Genomic DNA, 17179 nt, shown 5'->3' with positions numbered 1-17179 from the left:
TGATGAGCTAGAGGGAGCGCCCCTCCCATCCCCGCACCGGATCGCGCGTCTTGCGCCCGCGCGGCGCATTTCGCGAGCAGTCCATGTCCACAACCGCCTTCGGCATCGATTTCGGCACGACGAATTCCACGGTCGGCCTTGCCGCGCGCGGACAAGCGCCCAAGCTCATCGCGGTCGAGGGCGCGCATGTGACGATCCCCTCGGCGCTCTTCTTCAGCCTCGAGGACGGGCAGACCTATTTCGGGCGCGGAGCGGTGTTCGAATATATGGACGGCGCGGAAGGACGCTTCATGCGCGCGCTCAAATCCATCCTCGGCACGTCGCTGATGAAGGAGACGACGCAGGTCGGCCGCACCCGCATGACCTTCGAGATGCTGATCGGGCGTTTTCTGCGGCATCTGCGCGACAGCATCCAGGCGCATCATGGCGCCGTTCCGTCGTCGGTGGTGCTCGGCCGTCCCGTCCGCTTCATCGACGAGAACGACGCGGCGGACACCGAAGCACAAAACCAGTTGGAAGCCGCCGCCCGCACGCAAGGATTCGAGCATATCGAATTCCAGTTCGAACCCGTCGCGGCAGCGCTTCACTACGAGCGTCTGATCGACGCCGAAGAACTGGCACTGGTGGTCGACATCGGCGGCGGCACGTCGGACTTTTCGGTGCTGCGGCTGTCGCCGGAACGGGCAAAGCGCCTCGACCGGTCGGACGACATATTGAGCACGGCCGGCGTTCATGTCGGCGGCACCGATTTCGACCGCCTGTTCAACATCGCCAGGGTGATGCCGGAATTCGGCCTCGGCTCGGGCACGAAGGACGGCAAGCGCCATCTGCCCGTCTGGTATTTCAACGACATGGCGACGTGGCACCGCATCAACACGCTCTATACGGCGAAGAACATGCGCGACATCCAGGCGCTGGCGCGCGAGGCGGCCGCGCCGGAAAAGCTCGAACGCTACGCCCATCTGCTCGCGCATCGCTCGGGTCACCGGCTCGCCGCCGCCGTGGAAACGGCGAAGATCGCGCTTACGGATGCCGACGCCGCCGACATCCATCTTTCCGAGCCGGGGCTGACGCTGGAACTCCCCGCTTCGCGCGCCGAGTTCGAAGCCGCGACGGCCGAACTCGTCGCGCGCATCGATGCCTCTATCGACGACGCCATCAAGCGTGCCGGCATTTCGGGCGACGAAATCTCGACCGTTATCCTGACCGGCGGCGGCGCGCTCGTACCGGCCGTACGAGAGGCTGCGGAACGCAAGCTCAAAGGGGCACGCATCAGCCAGCCCGACCAGTTCGGCGCGGTCGGGCTCGGCCTTGCCATCGACGCGGCGCGCCGATTCGGCTGATCATCAAACTCTCGCCATGGTCGTCCCCCAAGCCCGTCTCATGAGCGGGGATGAACAGTGAAATCAGCACTCGTGAGATATGGCGTCCTGGCCGCAGCCGCGCTCGGCCTGGCGGCGTGCCAGGGCGGTGACGGCGAAAACGCCATGACCGCCGCGCAAGGCACATTCGTCGGCCCCATGCAGTGCGCCGTTCCGTTGCCTTCCGGCCCGCCCGCAAAGCCCGAACGCATGTCGGCCTTCGGCACAGCGACGGCATGGAATATGGGCCGCAATGTCGGCCGCAGCGCCATCACCGGCGCGGGCACTTTCGTCGCAGGTCCCGTCGGAGGCGCGGTCGCCGGCAATCTGGCGGCACGCGCCTTGCCCTCCGAATTCGACATTCGCGGCAACTGGACCGTCACCGACGGAACCGCCAATTGCGGCTGTTCGCTCGCGTTCGCCGCACCGGGTAACTGGTCCGGAGCGAACCCACCCCGCGGCACGGCACGCACCTCCGGCTGCAACAACCCGCTGCTGGCGTCCGCCGCCGACTGGCGTCTCGACGAGACTATGACGGGTCTCGAGGCCGAGATGCTCGTCTATGCGCAAAATGGAAATCGCGTGGCTGTTCTGAAGCGCGACGGGCCGGACTATTATTCCGGCCAGTTGTCGACAGGCCAATCGCTCACGGTCTGGCGCGACTGACATCGATCTGGACCTGTTCGCTGCAAGCTTCTAAACGGGCCGCAGCAAAGAGGTATGTCGTGATCCCCTGGATAGAACTGGATTCGGCCGACGCGCCGGGCGGCAAGCAACGCCTGCGCCTGAAGCAGCGCGGCACCGAATTCTCGATCATGCTCGGCTCGAACGAGTTGATGAACAGCCGGCTGAGCGGTTCGGAAGAAGCGCTGGCGACGCTGGCTTGCGAGCGGATCGGGCATGAGCGGAGCCCGCGCGTTCTGATCGGCGGGCTGGGCATGGGCTTCACGCTGCGCGCCGCCCTCGCCGTTCTGCCGAATGACGCCCATGTCGAGATCGCGGAACTGGTGCCGGCGGTCGTACGCTGGGCGCGCGGACCGATGGCCGTAATCTTCGAAGGAAGCCTCGACGATCCGCGCGTCACAGTCCAAGAGGACGATGTAGCGAGGATCATCAGGTCCAGCCAGGCGGGTTACGACGCAATCCTTCTCGACGTGGACAACGGACCCGACGGCTTGACCGTCGAAGCCAACGACGCGCTCTACGCCTATTCCGGCCTCGCCGCCGCGCACGCGGCATTGAAGCCGAAGGGCGTCTTGGCGGTCTGGTCGTCCGGCCCCGATCCGCGCTTTACGGCGCGCCTGAAAAAATCGGGGTTCGACGTGGAAGACGTGCGCGTACGCGCCAGCCGCTCCAAACGCGGCGCGCGTCATGTCATCTGGCTGGCTATGAAGCCGCGCTGACCCCACGATTGTGCATGGTCGCTCTGCAACGGCATCGATTGCGGCGCTGCTCGACCCCGGCTAGATTCACAACGTGTCGGGAGGAGCCGCACTCCACTCCATGGAACGATCCTCATGACCGACGCATCCGCGACCATTGCCGCCCCTGCCGACATTCCTGCCCAGGAACTCGCCGCCACGAACGTCCCTCTGACGATCCTGGCGCTTGCGATGGGCGGATTTGCGATCGGGACGACCGAGTTCGCGGCGATGAGCCTTCTGCCCTATTTCGCCGCCGGGCTTCAGGTTTCCGAGCCGATGGCCGCGCATGCGATCAGCGCCTATGCGCTCGGCGTCGTCGTCGGAGCGCCGATCATCGCGGTCCTCTCCGCCCGGCTGTCGCGCAAATTCCTGCTGATCGCGCTGATGGCGGTGTTCGGCATCGCCAACTGCCTCAGTGCGATCTCGCCTTCCTATAGCTGGCTGATCGGATTCCGGTTCCTGAGCGGCCTGCCTCACGGCGCTTATTTCGGCGTCGCGGCCCTGCTCGCGGCCTCGCTCGTTGCCCGCAACAAGCGCGCACGCGCCGTCTCGTCCATCATGCTCGGCCTGACGGTCGCGATGATCTTCGGCGTCGCGCTGGCGACCTTTATCGGCCAGAACGCCGGCTGGCGCTGGGGCTTCGCGCTGCCCGGCCTTCTGGCGCTCGTGACGATGGCGATGATCGCGGCTTTCGCGCCCGCCGATCGCCCCGACGCCAAGGCGAGCCCGATGCGCGAATTGTCCGCCTTGCGGAACCGGCAGGTCTGGCTCACGCTCGCCACCGGCGCGGTCGGATTCGGCGGCTTCTTCGCGGTCTATTCCTTCACCGCCTCGACATTGCTCGAAGTCACCCGCGTCGATGCCTGGGTGGTGCCGATCGTCATCGCAATCTACGGCGTCGGCATGACGCTCGGCACGATCGCCGCCGGCTGGGCCGCCGACCGCAATTTGATGGCGACACCGGTCTGGTTCATGCTGGCGAGCGCGGTGTCGCTGACGGCGTTCCCCTTCGCCGCCGGCAATGTCTGGACGATCAGCGCCGTGATCCTGTTGATCGGCTTCTTCGGCAGCCTCGGCGCCGTTCTCCAGACACGCCTGATGGATGTCGCGCAGGACGCGCAGACGCTCGCCGCCGCGCTCAACCACAGCGCGTTCAATGCCGCGAACGCGCTCGGGCCCTTGCTGGCCGGCATCGTCATCACGATGGGATATGGCTTCCCGTCAGCCGGCTTCGTGGGAACCGTCCTCGCGCTTCTCGGCCTCGGCATCTGGCTCTATGCCTGGCGGGATGCGAACCGCCAGGCATAGCGCTCCTGGCGCTCAGGCCTGCGCCAACTGGCTGCGATGCGCCCAGCCGGTCATCCGCATCTCGACCCACGCCATGACGGCGTACATGGCAATGCCTTCGATCGCGAGCATGATCAGGCCAGCCCACACAAGCGGCACGTTGAACTGGCTCTGCGCCGCCAGCATCATGTGGCCGAGACCCGAATTCGCCGCCACCGTCTCCGCGATCACCGAACCGACGAAAGCGAGCGTGATCGCGATCTTCAGCGAACCGAAGAAATACGGCATCGAGCGCGGAATGCCGACCTTGAGCATGATGTCCATCTTCTTCGCGCCGAGCGCGCGAAGCACGTCCTCCATTTCGGGCTCAATGGTGGCAAGCCCCGTCGCCACGTTCACGACGATCGGGAAAAACGCGATCAGGAACGCGGTCAACACCGCCGGAACCGTGCCGATACCGAACCAGATGACGAGGATCGGCACCACCGCGACCTTCGGAATCGCGTTGAAGCCGATCATCAGCGGATAAAGTCCGGCATAGATAAAGCGCGACCAGCCGATGGCGATGCCGAGCCCCAGACCGAACACGACGGCAAGGATGAACCCGACCGTGGTCGTATAGAGCGTTTGCAAGGAATTCTTCCAGATCGCCGGCCAGAACTGGATGATGGCTTCGAGGATGCGCGTCGGAGCCGGCAGGATGAATTGCGGGATCGCGAAGATGAGGACGGCCAGTTCCCAAACGATGAACAGCCCGGCCGTGTAAAGCCAGGGCGCAAGCTTGATCCAGTTGATCTTGGACGCGCTCATGCGGCCTTCCTCGCATCGGCGATGTTGCCGCGCAGTTCGTGGACGACATCGTTGAAATCGCCCTGATAGAGGAGTTCGAGGTCGCGCGGCCGCGCGAACGGCACCGTCCGCTCCCTCGTGATGCGGCCGGGCCGCGAGCTCATGACGAAGATGCGATCAGCCAGAAACACCGCTTCGCGCAGATCATGGGTGACCAGCACGATCGTCACCCCTTGAGCGGCGTGAAGATCGCGGATGACGCACCACAATTCCTCGCGCGTGAACGAATCGAGCGCGCCGAACGGCTCGTCGAGCATCAATAGGTCCGGCTCGTGGATCAGCGCACGGCAAAGATTTGCGCGCTGCTGCATCCCGCCCGACAATTGCCACGGGAATTTCGCGCCGAACCCCTTGAGGCCCACCGTCTCCAGCAGCTTCTGCGCCTTTTCGACGTACTCGGCCTTGTGTTTGCGCAGTCTCTTGCGGTGCCGGTCGACCACTTCGAGCGGCAGCAGGATGTTGTCCAGCGTCGTGCGCCAGGGAAGCATGGTCGGGTTCTGGAACGCCATGCCGACGATGGAGACCGGCTTCGTCACGCGCGCGCCTGCGACCGTCACCTGCCCCGCCTGCGGGATGTAGAGACCGGTGACGAGCTTCATCAGTGTGGACTTGCCGCAGCCCGAAGGCCCGACCACGGCGGCGAATTCGCCCTTGGCGATGTCGAGCGTCAGCCCCTCGACGGCAAGCAGGCCCTCGGCCCCGCCATAGCGCATGTCGACGTCTTTGATGGTGACCAGTGGTTGGGTCATGAGCAATACCAGGTGACTTGAAGCGTTCCAGCCCTCTGTTTCCCCCTTTGTCCGGCACGACAGAGGGGGGCGCGACGAGGCGCGATCTGAATGCCGCTACTGCAGCATCCGCTCTTCCTTGGCCGGCAGGAACGACGCATCGAAGACGTCAGCGCCGTCGACATTTCCCTTCAGCCCCATGGAAACGCCGAGATACTCGATCGACTGCGCGAGCTTGGCGTCATCGACGCCGCCGAAACCGTTTTCCTGCACATAAGCCGTATTGATGTTGAGTGCGTTTGCCATTTCCAACCGTTCGACCTCGATTTCCTTGGTCAGGATTTCGTTACGCTTCATGACCGCCTCGACGCCTGCTTCCGGATCGGCGACCGCATCGGCGAAACCCTTCGCCAAAGCGCGCAGGAAGCCCTTGACGGCGTCCGGGTTCTCAGCCGCGAAATCCGTGTTGACGAGGATCGAGTTGCCGTAAAGATCGAGCCCGTTTTCCGCCATCAGGATCATCGAGATGTCGTCTTCGGCGATGCCCTGAGCCTTGAGGTTGAGAACCGAGGAAAAGGCGAAACCGAAAATGCCGTCGACCTGGCCCTGCGCCAGCATGGGCTCGCGCACGGGAAAACCGACGCTTTCGATGGTCACGGTGCTTTCATCGATGCCGGCAGCCTCGACGAAAGCGGGCCACTGCGCGAATGCGCCGTCCGGCGGCGGCGCGCCGAGCTTCCGGCCCTCGACCGATTTCGGATCTTCCGTGATGCCCTGGCTCTTGCGGCCGATGATCGAGAACGGCGGCCGCTCGTAGATGACCATGACGGCCTTGACCTTTTGCGCTGGATCCTCGTCGAGGAACTTGATCAGCGAATTGATGTCGCCGAAGCCGAGCTGATAGGTGCCGGTCGCGACGCGCGGGATCGCCTCGACGGAACCATTGCCCGAATCGATCGTGACGTTGAGCCCTTCGGCCTCGAAATGCCCGTTGTCCTCGGCCAGGAAGAACCCGGCCGCCGGTCCCTCGAACTTCCAGTCGAGCGTGAAGGCGATGTTGGTGGTCTGCGCTGCGGCAGGCGCGAAGCTCGCGGCGATGCCCGCGATCGCGGCCGTTGCGGCAAGCGTGAAACTGCGTCTCGTTATCATTGTGAATCCCTCTGGCGCCCCCCGGCGCGATCCCGGCATCAAAGCGCCGGCGGCCAGCCTTGGCAAGAGGATTTTGCCTAAGCCTTCATCAAAATTGTGCATTGCACATACGCTGCGCATAGTCCTTGACGGCGGGTGCCCTTCTCAACGAGGGCTCACGGCGATACCGTCGCAGCAACCGCCGGAGCGTCCATGTCCTTTTCATCCCGTTTCGACATTCATTCGCCGACCGGCGCAGTGCTCAACACGTATCATCAGGCAGCGACCGCCCCGGCCAGAGGCGTTGTTCAGATCAATCACGGCATGGCCGAGCACGGCGCGCGCTACGCCCGCTTCGCCGCCGCGATGGCCGATGAGGGATTTCACATCTATGCGCACGATCATCGCGGTCACGGCCATACGAAAGCGCCCGACGCGCCGCTCGCCCATTTCGGCAGCGAACCGGCGGCGGACAAGATCATCGCCGACGTCGATGCCGTGCACGATCATATCGCGCAAGCCCATCCCGGCCTTCCCGTGATCCTGTTCGGGCACTCGATGGGCGGACTGATCGCCCTCAACTACCTCTTCGCCCATTCGAACCGGGTCGCTGCCGCCGCCATCTGGAACGCCAATTTCTCGGCCGGCGCGGCCGGTCGCGCCGCGCAGGCGGTGCTGGCGTGGGAGCGGTTCCGACTGGGATCGGACGTGCCCTCGCGCATCCTGCCCAAATTGACCTTCCAGGCGTGGGGACGACAGGTGAAGGTCGCGAAAACCGGTTTCGACTGGCTGTCGCGCGATGCGGCGGAGGTCGACAAATACATTGCCGATCCGCTGTGCGGCTTCGACGTTTCGGTCGGGACATGGCGGACGGTCTTCGGCTTCATCTTCGCCGGCGCGAACGACGCCGGCTTCAAACCCATCCGCCGCAACCTGCCCGTCTTCCTCGTCGGCGGCGAGCGTGACCCGGCCACGAATGGCGGCAAGGCCGTTCAGGACCTCGCCGAACGGATGAGGCGGATGGGATTTTCGAATCTGCAATCAACGATCTACGACGAAACCCGCCACGAATCCCTGAACGAGTTGAATCGGAATCTGATCACCGCCGATTTCGCCGCCTGGGCAAAGCGGGCACTGGCCTGACGGATACCGGGTTTCGTGGCCGACTTCGGTCTGCTACCCACGGCTGGATCGAAACGGAGCCTTGCACGAACACATGTCACAACCGCCGCTCAAGGGTGTCCGCGTCATCGAACTCGCCCGCATTCTCGCCGGACCATGGGCCGGTCAGGTGCTGGCCGATCTCGGTGCGGACGTCATCAAGATCGAGAATCCCGAAGGCGGCGACGACACGCGCAAATGGGGGCCACCCTTCGTCATGAGCCATGACGGCGAGAACCTGTCGGCCGCATATTATCACTCGACAAATCGCGGCAAGCGCTCGGTCGCGATCGATTTTTCCAAGCCGGAAGGCGCGGAGCAAGTCCGCAAGCTGATCGCCACCGCCGACGTCCTGATCGAGAATTTCAAGCTTGGCGGCCTCAAGAAATACGGCCTCGACTATGAAAGCCTGAAAGCGATCAATCCGCGCCTCATCTATTGCTCGATCACAGGCTTCGGACAGAACGGTCCTTACGCACCGCGCGCGGGCTACGATTTCATCATCCAGGGCATGTCCGGCATGATGTCGATCACCGGCGAGGCCGGCCGCGAACCGCAAAAGGCCGGCGTCGCGATTTCCGACGTTTTCACGGGGCTCTACTCCGTGATCGCCATTCAGGCCGCGTTGCGTCACGCCGAGGCGACCGGCGAGGGGCAGCATATCGACATGGCGCTGCTCGACACGCAGATTTCCGTGCTCGGCAACCAGAACCTGAATTATCTCGTCTCCGGCAACCCGCCCGTTCAGATGGGCAACGCTCATATGAACATCGCGCCCTATGAAGTTCTGCCGACAAAAGACGGGCACTTCATCCTCGCCGCCGGAAACGATGGCCAGTTCGCCCGCTTCTGCAAGGTGGTCGGCCTCCAAGAACTGCCGCTCGATCCCGACTTTGCGACCAATCCGGCGCGCGTGGTCAATCGCGACCGGCTGCGCGCGAAGCTGATCGAAACGCTTGCGAGTTGGGACCGCGCCGACCTGTTGCCGAAACTCGATGCCGCGGCCGTCCCGGCAAGCCCGATCAACAACATAGCTGAAAGCTTCGCCGACCCCCAGACGATCGCACGCGGCATGCGGATCGACCTCGATGACGGCCACGGCAACATTTTGCCCTCGGTGCGCGCTCCGATGATGATGTCGGGCACGCCCTTGAAATACGAACGCCCCTCGCCGCGCCTTGGCGAGCACACGGACGAAATTCTTTCGGAAATCGCGGAGAAGACCATATGAGAACCGGCGGACAACTGATTGTCGACGCACTGGAAGCCAACGGCGTCGAGCGCATCTATTCGGTGCCGGGCGAAAGCTACCTTGCCGTTCTCGACGCGCTTCACGATTCCAAGATCGAGAACATCGTGTGCCGCCAGGAAGGCGGCGCGGCGATGATGGCGGATTGCGAAGGCCGTCTGACAGGCAAGCCCGGCATCTGCTTCGTCACGCGTGGTCCCGGAGCCACCAACGCATCGGCGGGCGTGCACATCGCTGCACAGGATTCCAACCCGATGATCCTTTTCATCGGGCAGGTCGCACGCGGCATCAAGGAGCGCGAGGCATTTCAGGAAGTCGATTACAAGGCGTTCTACGGCTCGATCGCCAAATGGGTGGTCGAAATCGACGACGCCGCCCGCGTGCCCGAACTCGTCACCCGCGCCTTCGCGGTCGCGACCTCCGGTCGCCCCGGTCCCGTCGTCATCTCGCTGCCCGAGGACATGCTGCGCGACGCGGTCGAGGCCCCCAAGCCCCTGCCCTTCGTGCCGGTCGAGACCCGCCCCGGCCAGCCCGAGATGGACCGCCTCGTCGAGCTTCTGAACGGCGCGCAACGTCCCTTTCTCGTGCTCGGCGGCACGCGCTGGACCGAGGAAGCCGTCAAACAGATCTGCGCCGGCATCTCGAAATGGAAGCTGCCCGTCGGCTGCTCCTTCCGCCGCCAGACGCTTTGCGACCAGATGCACGAGTGCTATGCGGGCGACATCGGCATTGGTGCAAATCCGAAGCTTGCGAACTACATCAAAGACAGCGATCTCGTCATCCTTGTCGGCTGCCGCTTCGGCGAAATGCCGTCGGCCGATTACACGCTTCTCAAAAGCCCCTATCCGGACCAGAAGCTCGTCCACATCTTTCCTGACCCGGAAGAACTCGGCCGCGTTTACCGGGCCGATCTGCCGATCAACGCGTCGAACACTGCCTTCGCCGCCGCCTTCGCCGCCACCGCGCCGGATGCGACGCCAAGCTGGGCCAACCGCACCGAGGAGCTTCACCAGAGCTATCTCGAATGGTCGACGCCGCCCAGGGACGGTGCAGGCGCGGTCAAGATGGGACCCGTGATGGCATGGCTGGAGGAGAACCTTCCCGAAGACGTCATCGTTACCAATGGCGCGGGCAATTTCGCGACCTGGATGCACCGCTTCCACCGCTATCGCCGCTTCAATGGTCAGGCCGCACCGACATCCGGCTCGATGGGCTACGGTGTGCCGGGAGGCGTCGCGGCCAAAGGCATTTTCCCCGAGCGCGAAGTGGTCGTATGGGCTGGCGACGGCGATTTCCTCATGCACGGACAGGAATTCGCGACCGCTATTCAATATGACCGCCCGGTCATCGTCGTCATTCTCAACAACGGCATCTACGGCACGATCCGCATGCATCAGGAGCGCGACTATCCCGGCCGCGTTTCCGGCACGACTATCAAGAATCCCGATTTCGCCGCCTATGCCCGCGCCTTCGGCGGCCATGGCGAGACGGTGGCGACGACGGACGAATTCGGCCCCGCCTTCATGCGCGCACGCGCCAGCGGCAAGCCGTCGATCATCGAGATCAAGCTTGATCCTGAAGCTCTGACGCCGATGAAGACGCTGACGCAGATTCGCGAAGGAAAGTGATGCGGCTCACGCCGCGTCGAAATCGAGCACCAGTCTTTTCGAGGTCGGGCGCGTCTGGCAGGCCAGCGTGAACCCGGCTTCGATTTCCCACGGCTGGAGCGAGTAGTTCACCGCCATCTCCGACTGGCCTTCGACCACGCGGCAGCGGCAGGTGCAGCACATGCCGTTGGCGCAAGAATAGGGCAGTTCCAGCCCTTTGCGATGTGCGGCGTCCAGAACGTTTGCGTCCTGATCGATCATGTCGAACGAGCGGCGCACACCGTCGACGACCACTTCGATCTGCACGCCATCCTTCGCCGCCTGCTCGGCTTGCGCTGAACGCGGGCGCGGCCTCGGCGCATCGCCTGACAGGGTGAAGCGCTCGAACCTGATCTTGTCCTCGTCGACGCCGAGCGATTTCAGCTCGGCGGTGACACTGTCGATCATCTCGCCCGGACCACAGAGGAAGATTCCGTCGGCACCGAGCGGATCGACCGCTCCGCGCGCAACGAGTTCGCGAATGCGCGCCCCGTCAATGCGGCCGTTGAGAAGTTCCACGTCCTGTGTCTCGCGCGACAGGACATAAATCAGGCTGAACCGGCGCATATGCCGGTCCTTCAGATCCTCGAGTTCCTCGAGAAACATGATCTGATCCGAGGCGCGATTGCCGTAGACGAGCGTGATCGTGCTGTCCGGCTCGTGCGCCAGCACCGTGCGCGCGATCGACAACATCGGCGTGATGCCCGAACCGGCCGCGATCAGGATATAATCGTGCCGCTCGCCGGCAAGCGAGGTGAAGCGCCCTTCCGGCGGCATGACGCGGATGACGTCGCCGACCGTCAGATGCGTATTGACGAAGGACGAGAACCGCCCGTCCGCGACACGCTTCACGCCAACGCGCAAGTGAGGGTCGCCCGGCGCGGAACAGATGGAATAGGACCGCCGCGCCTCGGTACCGTCGATATCGGTCGCCAGCGTCAGATACTGCCCCGGCGCGAAGAGAAAGGCATCGCGCAGATCGTCCGGCACCTCGAACGCCACGGCAACCGAGTCCGATGTCTGGCGCTCGATGCCGGCGACCTTCAGTTCGTGAAAACGCGATGCCATCCGGCCCTCAAATACATTTGAAATAGTCGAAGGGTTCGCGGCATGCCGTGCAACGATAAAGCGCTTTGCACGCCGTAGAACCGAACTCGGAAATGCGCTGCGTTTCCAGCGAGCCGCATTGCGGACAGGCGACTTCCGTCTCGCCGAACAGGGCGCGTACGGAGTTGGACGCCTTAACCGGCGGCGCTATGCCGTAGACGCGCAGTTTTTCGCGGCCCTCGGCAGTGATCCAGTCCGTCGTCCAGGCCGGCGAAATGACGCGCTCCAAGCGTGTCTTGAAACCAGCGTTGAGAAGTGCAGCTTCCACCGCCAGTTCGATGGCGAGCACGGCCGGACACCCCGAATAGGTCGGCGTGACCTTCGCCACCGCCACGCCAGCGATAATCTCGACCGAGCGCAGGATGCCGAGATCAGCCACCGTCACGCAGGGAACCTCGGGGTCGAGCACGGAAGCGGCCACGTTCCAGGCGCGGCGCTGGTCAAGTTCGGAGAAGTCGCGATCCTCCGCCCCCCCCTCTGGCCTGCCGGCCATCTCCCCCGCAAGTGGGGAGATTAGTGTCGGCATCGTCTCGCTCGGCGAGGTACGGTAATGGCGAACCTGAGGACGTGCTTGATCTCCCCCCTTGCGGGGGAGATGGCCGGCAGGCCAGAGGGGGGCGCTGTCCCACAAACCCTTCAGTTCGATAGACATCACCACACCGCTCCCGGATAGGTCCGCTGCATATATTGCAGGTCGGCGAGCAGGAAGCCCATCGCCTCGCCATGCCGCCCTGTGCGACCGCCCCGCTGGGCGAAAGGTGCGGCCGGCATGTCGAGAAACGCTTCGGCAAAAATCGTCGCCACAGTCCGGTCGAACTCCGCCCGCAGCGATGCGGGCTCGGGCGCGATCCCGGCCTCCGCCATCGCTGCCGTCACCTCGTCGCCGTCGAACAACTCATCGATATAAGGCGCAAGGTCCTCGACGGCCTGCTGCATACGTACGGCACTCTCTTCCGTGCCGTCGCCAAGGCGGATCACCCATTCGCCCGCGTGGCGGATGTGATAGGCGACTTCTTTCACCGCCTTTTCGGCAATGCCGGCAAGCGTCGCATCGTTGGATTTTGCTATCGCGTCCCACATCGGCTCCATGAAAGCCGCGAAGTAAAGCTGACGCAGCATCGTATGCGCGAAGTCGCCATTGGCGCGCTCCACCATCAGGCAGTTCGTGTAGTCGCGCTCGCGCCGCAAATAGGCGAAATCGTCCTCGGTGCGTCCCTTGCCCTCGATCTCGGCCGCATATTGATACAACGCCCGCGCCTGCCCGATGAGGTCCAGCGCCATGTTCGGCATGGCAAGGTCCTCTTCCAGCATCGGCGCATGGCCGCACCATTCCGACAGGCGATGACCGAGGATCAGGTGATCGTCCGCGAGGCGCAGCACGAAGGCGAGAAGCGCTTCATTCGCCATCACATGTGCCCCACTTCGTCGGGGATTTCGTAGAAGGTCGGGTGACGGTAAATCTTGGACGCGGCCGGCTCGAAGTTCTCGGCCTTCTGATCCGGATCGGATGCCACGATCGATGCCGACGGCACGACCCAGATGGAAACGCCCTCGCCACGCCGCGTATAGACGTCGCGCGCAGCCTGAAGCGCCATTACCTCGTCGGCTGCATGGACCGAGCCGCAATGCTTGTGCGCGAGGCCGTTGCGGGGCCGGATGAAGACTTCCCAAAGCGGAATTTCGTTCTTGGCCATCGTCAAAACTCCGTCATCCTCGTCCACGGTCTTCGTTCAGGCCCGGTCCGGGAACCGGGTGCAGCGACTGGCCGAACGCGATGCGGTGACCGTCCGGATCGACCACGTCGAAATCAATGCAGCCATAATGTTGAGGAAAATGCATCTCGGTCGGTTGCCGCAGTTCCAATGTCGCAAACTCTTCACGCAACGCCTTGGCATCGTCGACATAGATGTAGACAGCCCACCATTGGTTCAGCGGGATTGGATCATCCGCCCGCGCTTTGTCCAGTGCGATGGTCACGTCACCCCGCTGGACGATGGCAAACAGGGGCGGATCGCCCCAACCGCCATGGCTGGCAAAGCCCAGCGCCTCGTAAAATGCCACAGAGCGCGCAACACTGCGTACCTGCAACACCGCCATCGACCGCAACGTTTGCATCACTCCGCCGCCATTTTCGCCGCCTCGCGGCGTGCCTTGCGCTTTTCGCCATGGGCAAGCACGGCTTCGCGCACCCACTCACCGTCATCCCATGCCTTCTTCCGCGCTGCGATGCGCTCCTTGTTCATCGTCCCGCCGCCCTTCACGACACGCCAAAATTCGTCCCAGTCGATCGCGCCGAAATCGTAGTGACCGCGCTCATCGTTCCATTTCAGGTCCGGGTCAGGCAGCGTCAGGCCAAGATATTGGGCCTGCGGAACGGTGGAATCGACGAATTGCTGGCGTAACTCGTCATTGGTGAAGCGTTTGATCTTCCACGCCATCGACTGGTCGCCATGCTGGCTGTCGCCGTCATGCGGACCGAACATCATCAGCGAAGGCCACCACCAGCGATTCAGCGCATCCTGCGCCAGTTCCTTCTGGTCGGGCGTTCCCCGCGCGAGCGTCATCATGATCTCGTAGCCCTGGCGCTGGTGAAAACTTTCCTCCTTGCACACGCGGATCATCGCGCGCGCATACGGACCGTAGGAACAGCGGCAGAGCGGAATCTGGTTCATGATCGCCGCGCCGTCGACCAGCCAACCGATCGCACCGATATCGGCCCATGTCTGCGTCGGATAGTTGAAGATCGAGGAGTATTTCGCCTTGCCGGACAAAAGCTCCTCGGTCATCTGCTCGCGGGAAACGCCCAGCGTCTCAGCCGCCGAGTAGAGATAAAGCCCGTGTCCGCCCTCGTCCTGCACCTTGGCGAGAAGGGCCGCCTTGCGCTTAAGGGACGGCGCGCGCGTGATCCAGTTGCCTTCCGGCAGCATGCCGACGATTTCCGAATGCGCGTGCTGGCCGATCTGGCGGATCAGCGTGCGCCGATAACCGACTGGCATCGGATCGTTCGGCTCGATCTTTTCCTCCGCATCGATGCGCGCCTGAAAGGCGGCAAGGAAGGATTCGTCCTCCGTCGTCTCGGTCTTCGCGCCGATCAGGCCTTGGCTGTACATGGCATCCTCCGTATCGGCTCCAATCCGATCCTCTATATGTAACAATAATTCGCATGAAATGCAAATTTTCGTAACATATCTAAATCGAGGAATTAGGAGCCGATGACGGTGCGTGAACTGAGCTCAGGAAAATCCGTGCGATTTCGCCCTTTGCGGAACGCCTGCCGCGTCGAGCCAGGCTTCGCTGGCAGGACTGAGACCGGCGTGTATCCGGCGCACCATCGCACGCGCTTCCTCGCCGGGCCAATCCGCCGGCAGAAGCTGGCTCGGAAGCCCCGGATCGCGCAGAACGATGCGCCGCCAATCGTGGATGAGCAAAATGCGCGCGGCCATGGCGTCCAGCCCCCCAAGACCATCACAGCCCTCGATAGCGGTCCCCAGCGCTGCGACATCGGTGATCAGCATGCGATAGGCGTTGCCGATTTCACGCGAGGGCCAAAGCAGATGAAACGCCTCGGGATGCTCGGCGCTCGATCCGTGTACGATGAGCGCGCCCGAAAGCGCTTCGCCGATTTCCGGCACGCCTTCCGTTTCGGGCCGCAGATAGACGTTCCCGTTCACACGCACGAAGCCGAGGCCGACCGCGTCGGTCAGCACGCCATCCGCGTCGTCCGGCGGCGCGATCGCCACGGTCCATGCACCGTTCCAGACGGGCGGCCCACCTGCATAGATGCGACGCGTCGCGCGATCGAAGGCGTGGCGCCCCTCTTCCGCCAGACGGTAATAGGCGTTGCGACCCTCACGCTCGCGGATCACCCATCCGTCGGAAGCCAGACGCGACATGGCCGTGCGCAACGCGCCCGGCTCCACGCGCAGCCGCCCCATGACGTCCTGCAACACGCCGAGCGCGACGCGTCCGCCGCGCGGCACCACCGCATCGCCGAACATGGTGATCACGAGCGACCCGACCCGAAGCCGACCCCGTCGATGGAGCCGGTCGATCATGCTTTCGAGCGCGCGCTGCGCAGGGTTCAAGGGCAAGGCCATGGTTTCGCCTTCGCACGAGGCGCGGCCGCCTGCAAGCAGGTCACAAGGATCGCACGCCGCCAACGATGAGTTGCGTGGCAAGCGCCGCGTACTCGGCGCGACTGACGGCGCCATCATCGCGGAACCACATATAGAACCAGTTGAGCATGCCGAAGAGGCTCATCGTCACCGGCTTGAGCAGGGCCTTGCCCTCGAATGCATCCGGGTTGAGCGCGCGGATCGCATCCGCGAAAATCGTCACCAATTCGCGCTCCAGTGCCTTGAGCTTATCCTGCTCGTCTGGCGGCAAAAGCCGCAATCCCTCGATCTGGACCCGATGCTCGGCATCCGCATCGCGATACGCCTCCAAAAGCGCCGCGACCAGAGCATGAAGCCGCGCCTGCGGCTCCGGCTCGTCGGCATCCGCCTCGCGCACGGCCTCGATCAGCATCTTCAAATGGCTTTCGACGATATCGAACAGCAGCGCGTCCTTCGACGCGTAATAATGATAGAGCAGCGCCTTCGACACGCCACACTCGGCGGCCAGTCGCGACATCGAGGCACGATCGAAACCTTCGCGCGCGAAAATCTCGGCGGCCCGATGCAAAAGCGCGGAGCGCTTGTCGTCGTAATCCTTAGCGCGGCTGCGGGCCATGTCAGTCCTCTGCGATGAAATGCCGGCCGTCGATGACCCGCGACGCGCCGCGAAACTCCGCGATGACATGGCCGTCCTGATCGGTAACGCGCACATCGTAGAGCCCCGAGCGTCCCGAGCGCGTCAATTCGCGCGCTTCGGCTGTCAGCCGGTCACCGAGTTTGCCCGGCCGCAGGAAGCTGATCGTATTGTGCTGCGCGACCGCGATCTGGTTGTAGGAATTGCAGGCAAAGGCAAACGCGCTGTCAGCCAGCGTGAAGATGAAGCCGCCATGGCAGATGTCGTGCCCATTGGTGTGCTGTCGCTCGACCGTCAACGACATCGTCGCCGTTCCCGGCCCGACGGCATCGAGCGACAGGCCGAGCCATTTGGACGCGTCGTCATTCGCCCACATCGCCTCCGCGCTTTTCTCGGCAATTTCGTATGGCGTCAGCATTTCACGATCCTCCAGCACGGACCGACGCTTGCATAGACCGGCCGGACGGTCAATAATAAGAGCGAATTTGAG

At 63.7% G+C, this 17179-nt stretch carries 19 protein-coding genes; 7 read left to right on the top strand and 12 right to left on the bottom strand.

Annotated elements, in window-relative coordinates:
• Positions 1 to 83: 83 nt before the first annotated feature.
• The 4 genes from GTW25_RS14455 (at position 84) to GTW25_RS14440 (ending at position 4093) form a co-directional block, all read left to right on the top strand.
• Entirely contained in the window at positions 84 to 1343 is a 1260-nt protein-coding gene (locus tag GTW25_RS14455; protein WP_252912891.1) for an Hsp70 family protein, read from the top strand.
• A gap of 57 nt (positions 1344 to 1400) precedes the next feature.
• Positions 1401 to 2027 (top strand): AprI/Inh family metalloprotease inhibitor, encoded by a 627-nt coding sequence (locus tag GTW25_RS14450; RefSeq protein WP_252912889.1) that lies wholly within the window; start codon positions 1401 to 1403, stop codon positions 2025 to 2027.
• Positions 2028 to 2086: 59 nt separating this feature from the next.
• Positions 2087 to 2764 carry a spermidine synthase gene (locus GTW25_RS14445; protein ID WP_252912888.1) on the top strand — a complete coding sequence of 226 codons (678 nt, stop codon included), beginning with the start codon at positions 2087 to 2089 and terminating at the stop codon, positions 2762 to 2764.
• Between the two features lie 114 nt (positions 2765 to 2878).
• Positions 2879 to 4093: an MFS transporter gene (locus tag GTW25_RS14440; protein WP_252912886.1), complete on the top strand. Its 1215-nt coding sequence runs from the start codon at positions 2879 to 2881 to the stop codon at positions 4091 to 4093.
• Between the two features lie 12 nt (positions 4094 to 4105).
• Here the strand turns inward: GTW25_RS14440 and GTW25_RS14435 are convergent, their stop codons facing one another.
• From GTW25_RS14435 to GTW25_RS14425, 3 genes are all read right to left on the bottom strand, one after another.
• Positions 4106 to 4882 carry an ABC transporter permease gene (locus tag GTW25_RS14435; RefSeq protein WP_252912884.1) on the bottom strand — a complete coding sequence of 259 codons (777 nt, stop codon included), beginning with the start codon at positions 4880 to 4882 and terminating at the stop codon, positions 4106 to 4108.
• Positions 4879 to 5670: an ABC transporter ATP-binding protein gene (locus GTW25_RS14430; protein ID WP_252912882.1), complete on the bottom strand. Its 792-nt coding sequence runs from the start codon at positions 5668 to 5670 to the stop codon at positions 4879 to 4881. Before GTW25_RS14430 ends, GTW25_RS14435 begins: the two co-directional genes overlap by 4 nt.
• 96 nt (positions 5671 to 5766) lie before the next feature.
• Complete coding sequence (locus GTW25_RS14425) at positions 5767 to 6798, bottom strand: ABC transporter substrate-binding protein (protein WP_252912881.1); 1032 nt, start codon at positions 6796 to 6798, stop codon at positions 5767 to 5769.
• 192 nt (positions 6799 to 6990) lie between these two features.
• Between GTW25_RS14425 and GTW25_RS14420 the strand changes: the two genes are divergently transcribed.
• From GTW25_RS14420 to GTW25_RS14410, 3 genes are all read left to right on the top strand, one after another.
• Positions 6991 to 7920: an alpha/beta fold hydrolase gene (locus tag GTW25_RS14420; protein WP_252912880.1), complete on the top strand. Its 930-nt coding sequence runs from the start codon at positions 6991 to 6993 to the stop codon at positions 7918 to 7920.
• Positions 7921 to 7993: 73 nt separating this feature from the next.
• The gene (locus GTW25_RS14415) at positions 7994 to 9169 is read left to right on the top strand and encodes a CaiB/BaiF CoA transferase family protein (protein WP_252912879.1); all 1176 of its coding nucleotides are present in this window, start codon (positions 7994 to 7996) and stop codon (positions 9167 to 9169) included.
• Entirely contained in the window at positions 9166 to 10815 is a 1650-nt protein-coding gene (locus GTW25_RS14410) for a thiamine pyrophosphate-binding protein (protein ID WP_252912878.1), read from the top strand. The genes GTW25_RS14415 and GTW25_RS14410 overlap by 4 nt, the downstream gene beginning before the upstream one ends.
• A 6-nt stretch (positions 10816 to 10821) precedes the next feature.
• On the opposite strand, the gene paaE is transcribed toward GTW25_RS14410, so the two are convergent.
• The 9 genes from paaE to paaI form a co-directional block, all read right to left on the bottom strand.
• On the bottom strand, positions 10822 to 11901 hold the full coding sequence (gene paaE / locus GTW25_RS14405) for a 1,2-phenylacetyl-CoA epoxidase subunit PaaE (RefSeq protein WP_252912877.1): 1080 nt from the start codon (positions 11899 to 11901) through the stop codon (positions 10822 to 10824).
• Positions 11902 to 11908: 7 nt separating this feature from the next.
• A complete protein-coding gene (gene paaD / locus GTW25_RS14400) occupies positions 11909 to 12433 on the bottom strand; it encodes a 1,2-phenylacetyl-CoA epoxidase subunit PaaD (protein ID WP_252913079.1) in 525 nt (174 codons plus the stop codon).
• Between the two features lie 158 nt (positions 12434 to 12591).
• Positions 12592 to 13347 carry a 1,2-phenylacetyl-CoA epoxidase subunit PaaC gene (gene paaC / locus GTW25_RS14395; RefSeq protein WP_252912876.1) on the bottom strand — a complete coding sequence of 252 codons (756 nt, stop codon included), beginning with the start codon at positions 13345 to 13347 and terminating at the stop codon, positions 12592 to 12594.
• Positions 13347 to 13634, bottom strand: coding sequence for a 1,2-phenylacetyl-CoA epoxidase subunit PaaB (paaB, locus tag GTW25_RS14390; RefSeq protein WP_252912874.1), 288 nt, complete (start codon positions 13632 to 13634; stop codon positions 13347 to 13349). Before paaB ends, paaC begins: the two co-directional genes overlap by 1 nt.
• Before the next feature lie 13 nt (positions 13635 to 13647).
• Positions 13648 to 14037 (bottom strand): DUF8817 family protein, encoded by a 390-nt coding sequence (locus tag GTW25_RS14385; protein ID WP_252912872.1) that lies wholly within the window; start codon positions 14035 to 14037, stop codon positions 13648 to 13650.
• A gap of 17 nt (positions 14038 to 14054) precedes the next feature.
• Entirely contained in the window at positions 14055 to 15050 is a 996-nt protein-coding gene (gene paaA, locus GTW25_RS14380; RefSeq protein WP_252912871.1) for a 1,2-phenylacetyl-CoA epoxidase subunit PaaA, read from the bottom strand.
• A gap of 123 nt (positions 15051 to 15173) precedes the next feature.
• A complete protein-coding gene (locus tag GTW25_RS14375; RefSeq protein ID WP_252912869.1) occupies positions 15174 to 16037 on the bottom strand; it encodes a PaaX family transcriptional regulator in 864 nt (287 codons plus the stop codon).
• Positions 16038 to 16077: 40 nt separating this feature from the next.
• On the bottom strand, positions 16078 to 16671 hold the full coding sequence (locus GTW25_RS14370) for a TetR/AcrR family transcriptional regulator (RefSeq protein ID WP_252912868.1): 594 nt from the start codon (positions 16669 to 16671) through the stop codon (positions 16078 to 16080).
• A 1-nt stretch (position 16672) separates the two neighbouring features.
• A complete protein-coding gene (gene paaI / locus GTW25_RS14365) occupies positions 16673 to 17107 on the bottom strand; it encodes a hydroxyphenylacetyl-CoA thioesterase PaaI (RefSeq protein WP_252912866.1) in 435 nt (144 codons plus the stop codon).
• Between the last annotated feature and the right edge of the window lie 72 nt (positions 17108 to 17179).

The organism is Aliihoeflea aestuarii (genome assembly GCF_024105665.1).
GTDB classification, from domain to species: domain Bacteria; phylum Pseudomonadota; class Alphaproteobacteria; order Rhizobiales; family Rhizobiaceae; genus Aliihoeflea; species Aliihoeflea aestuarii.
The sequence above is the reverse complement of the archived record's forward strand: the minus strand, read 5'-3'. Positions and strand labels throughout refer to the sequence as shown.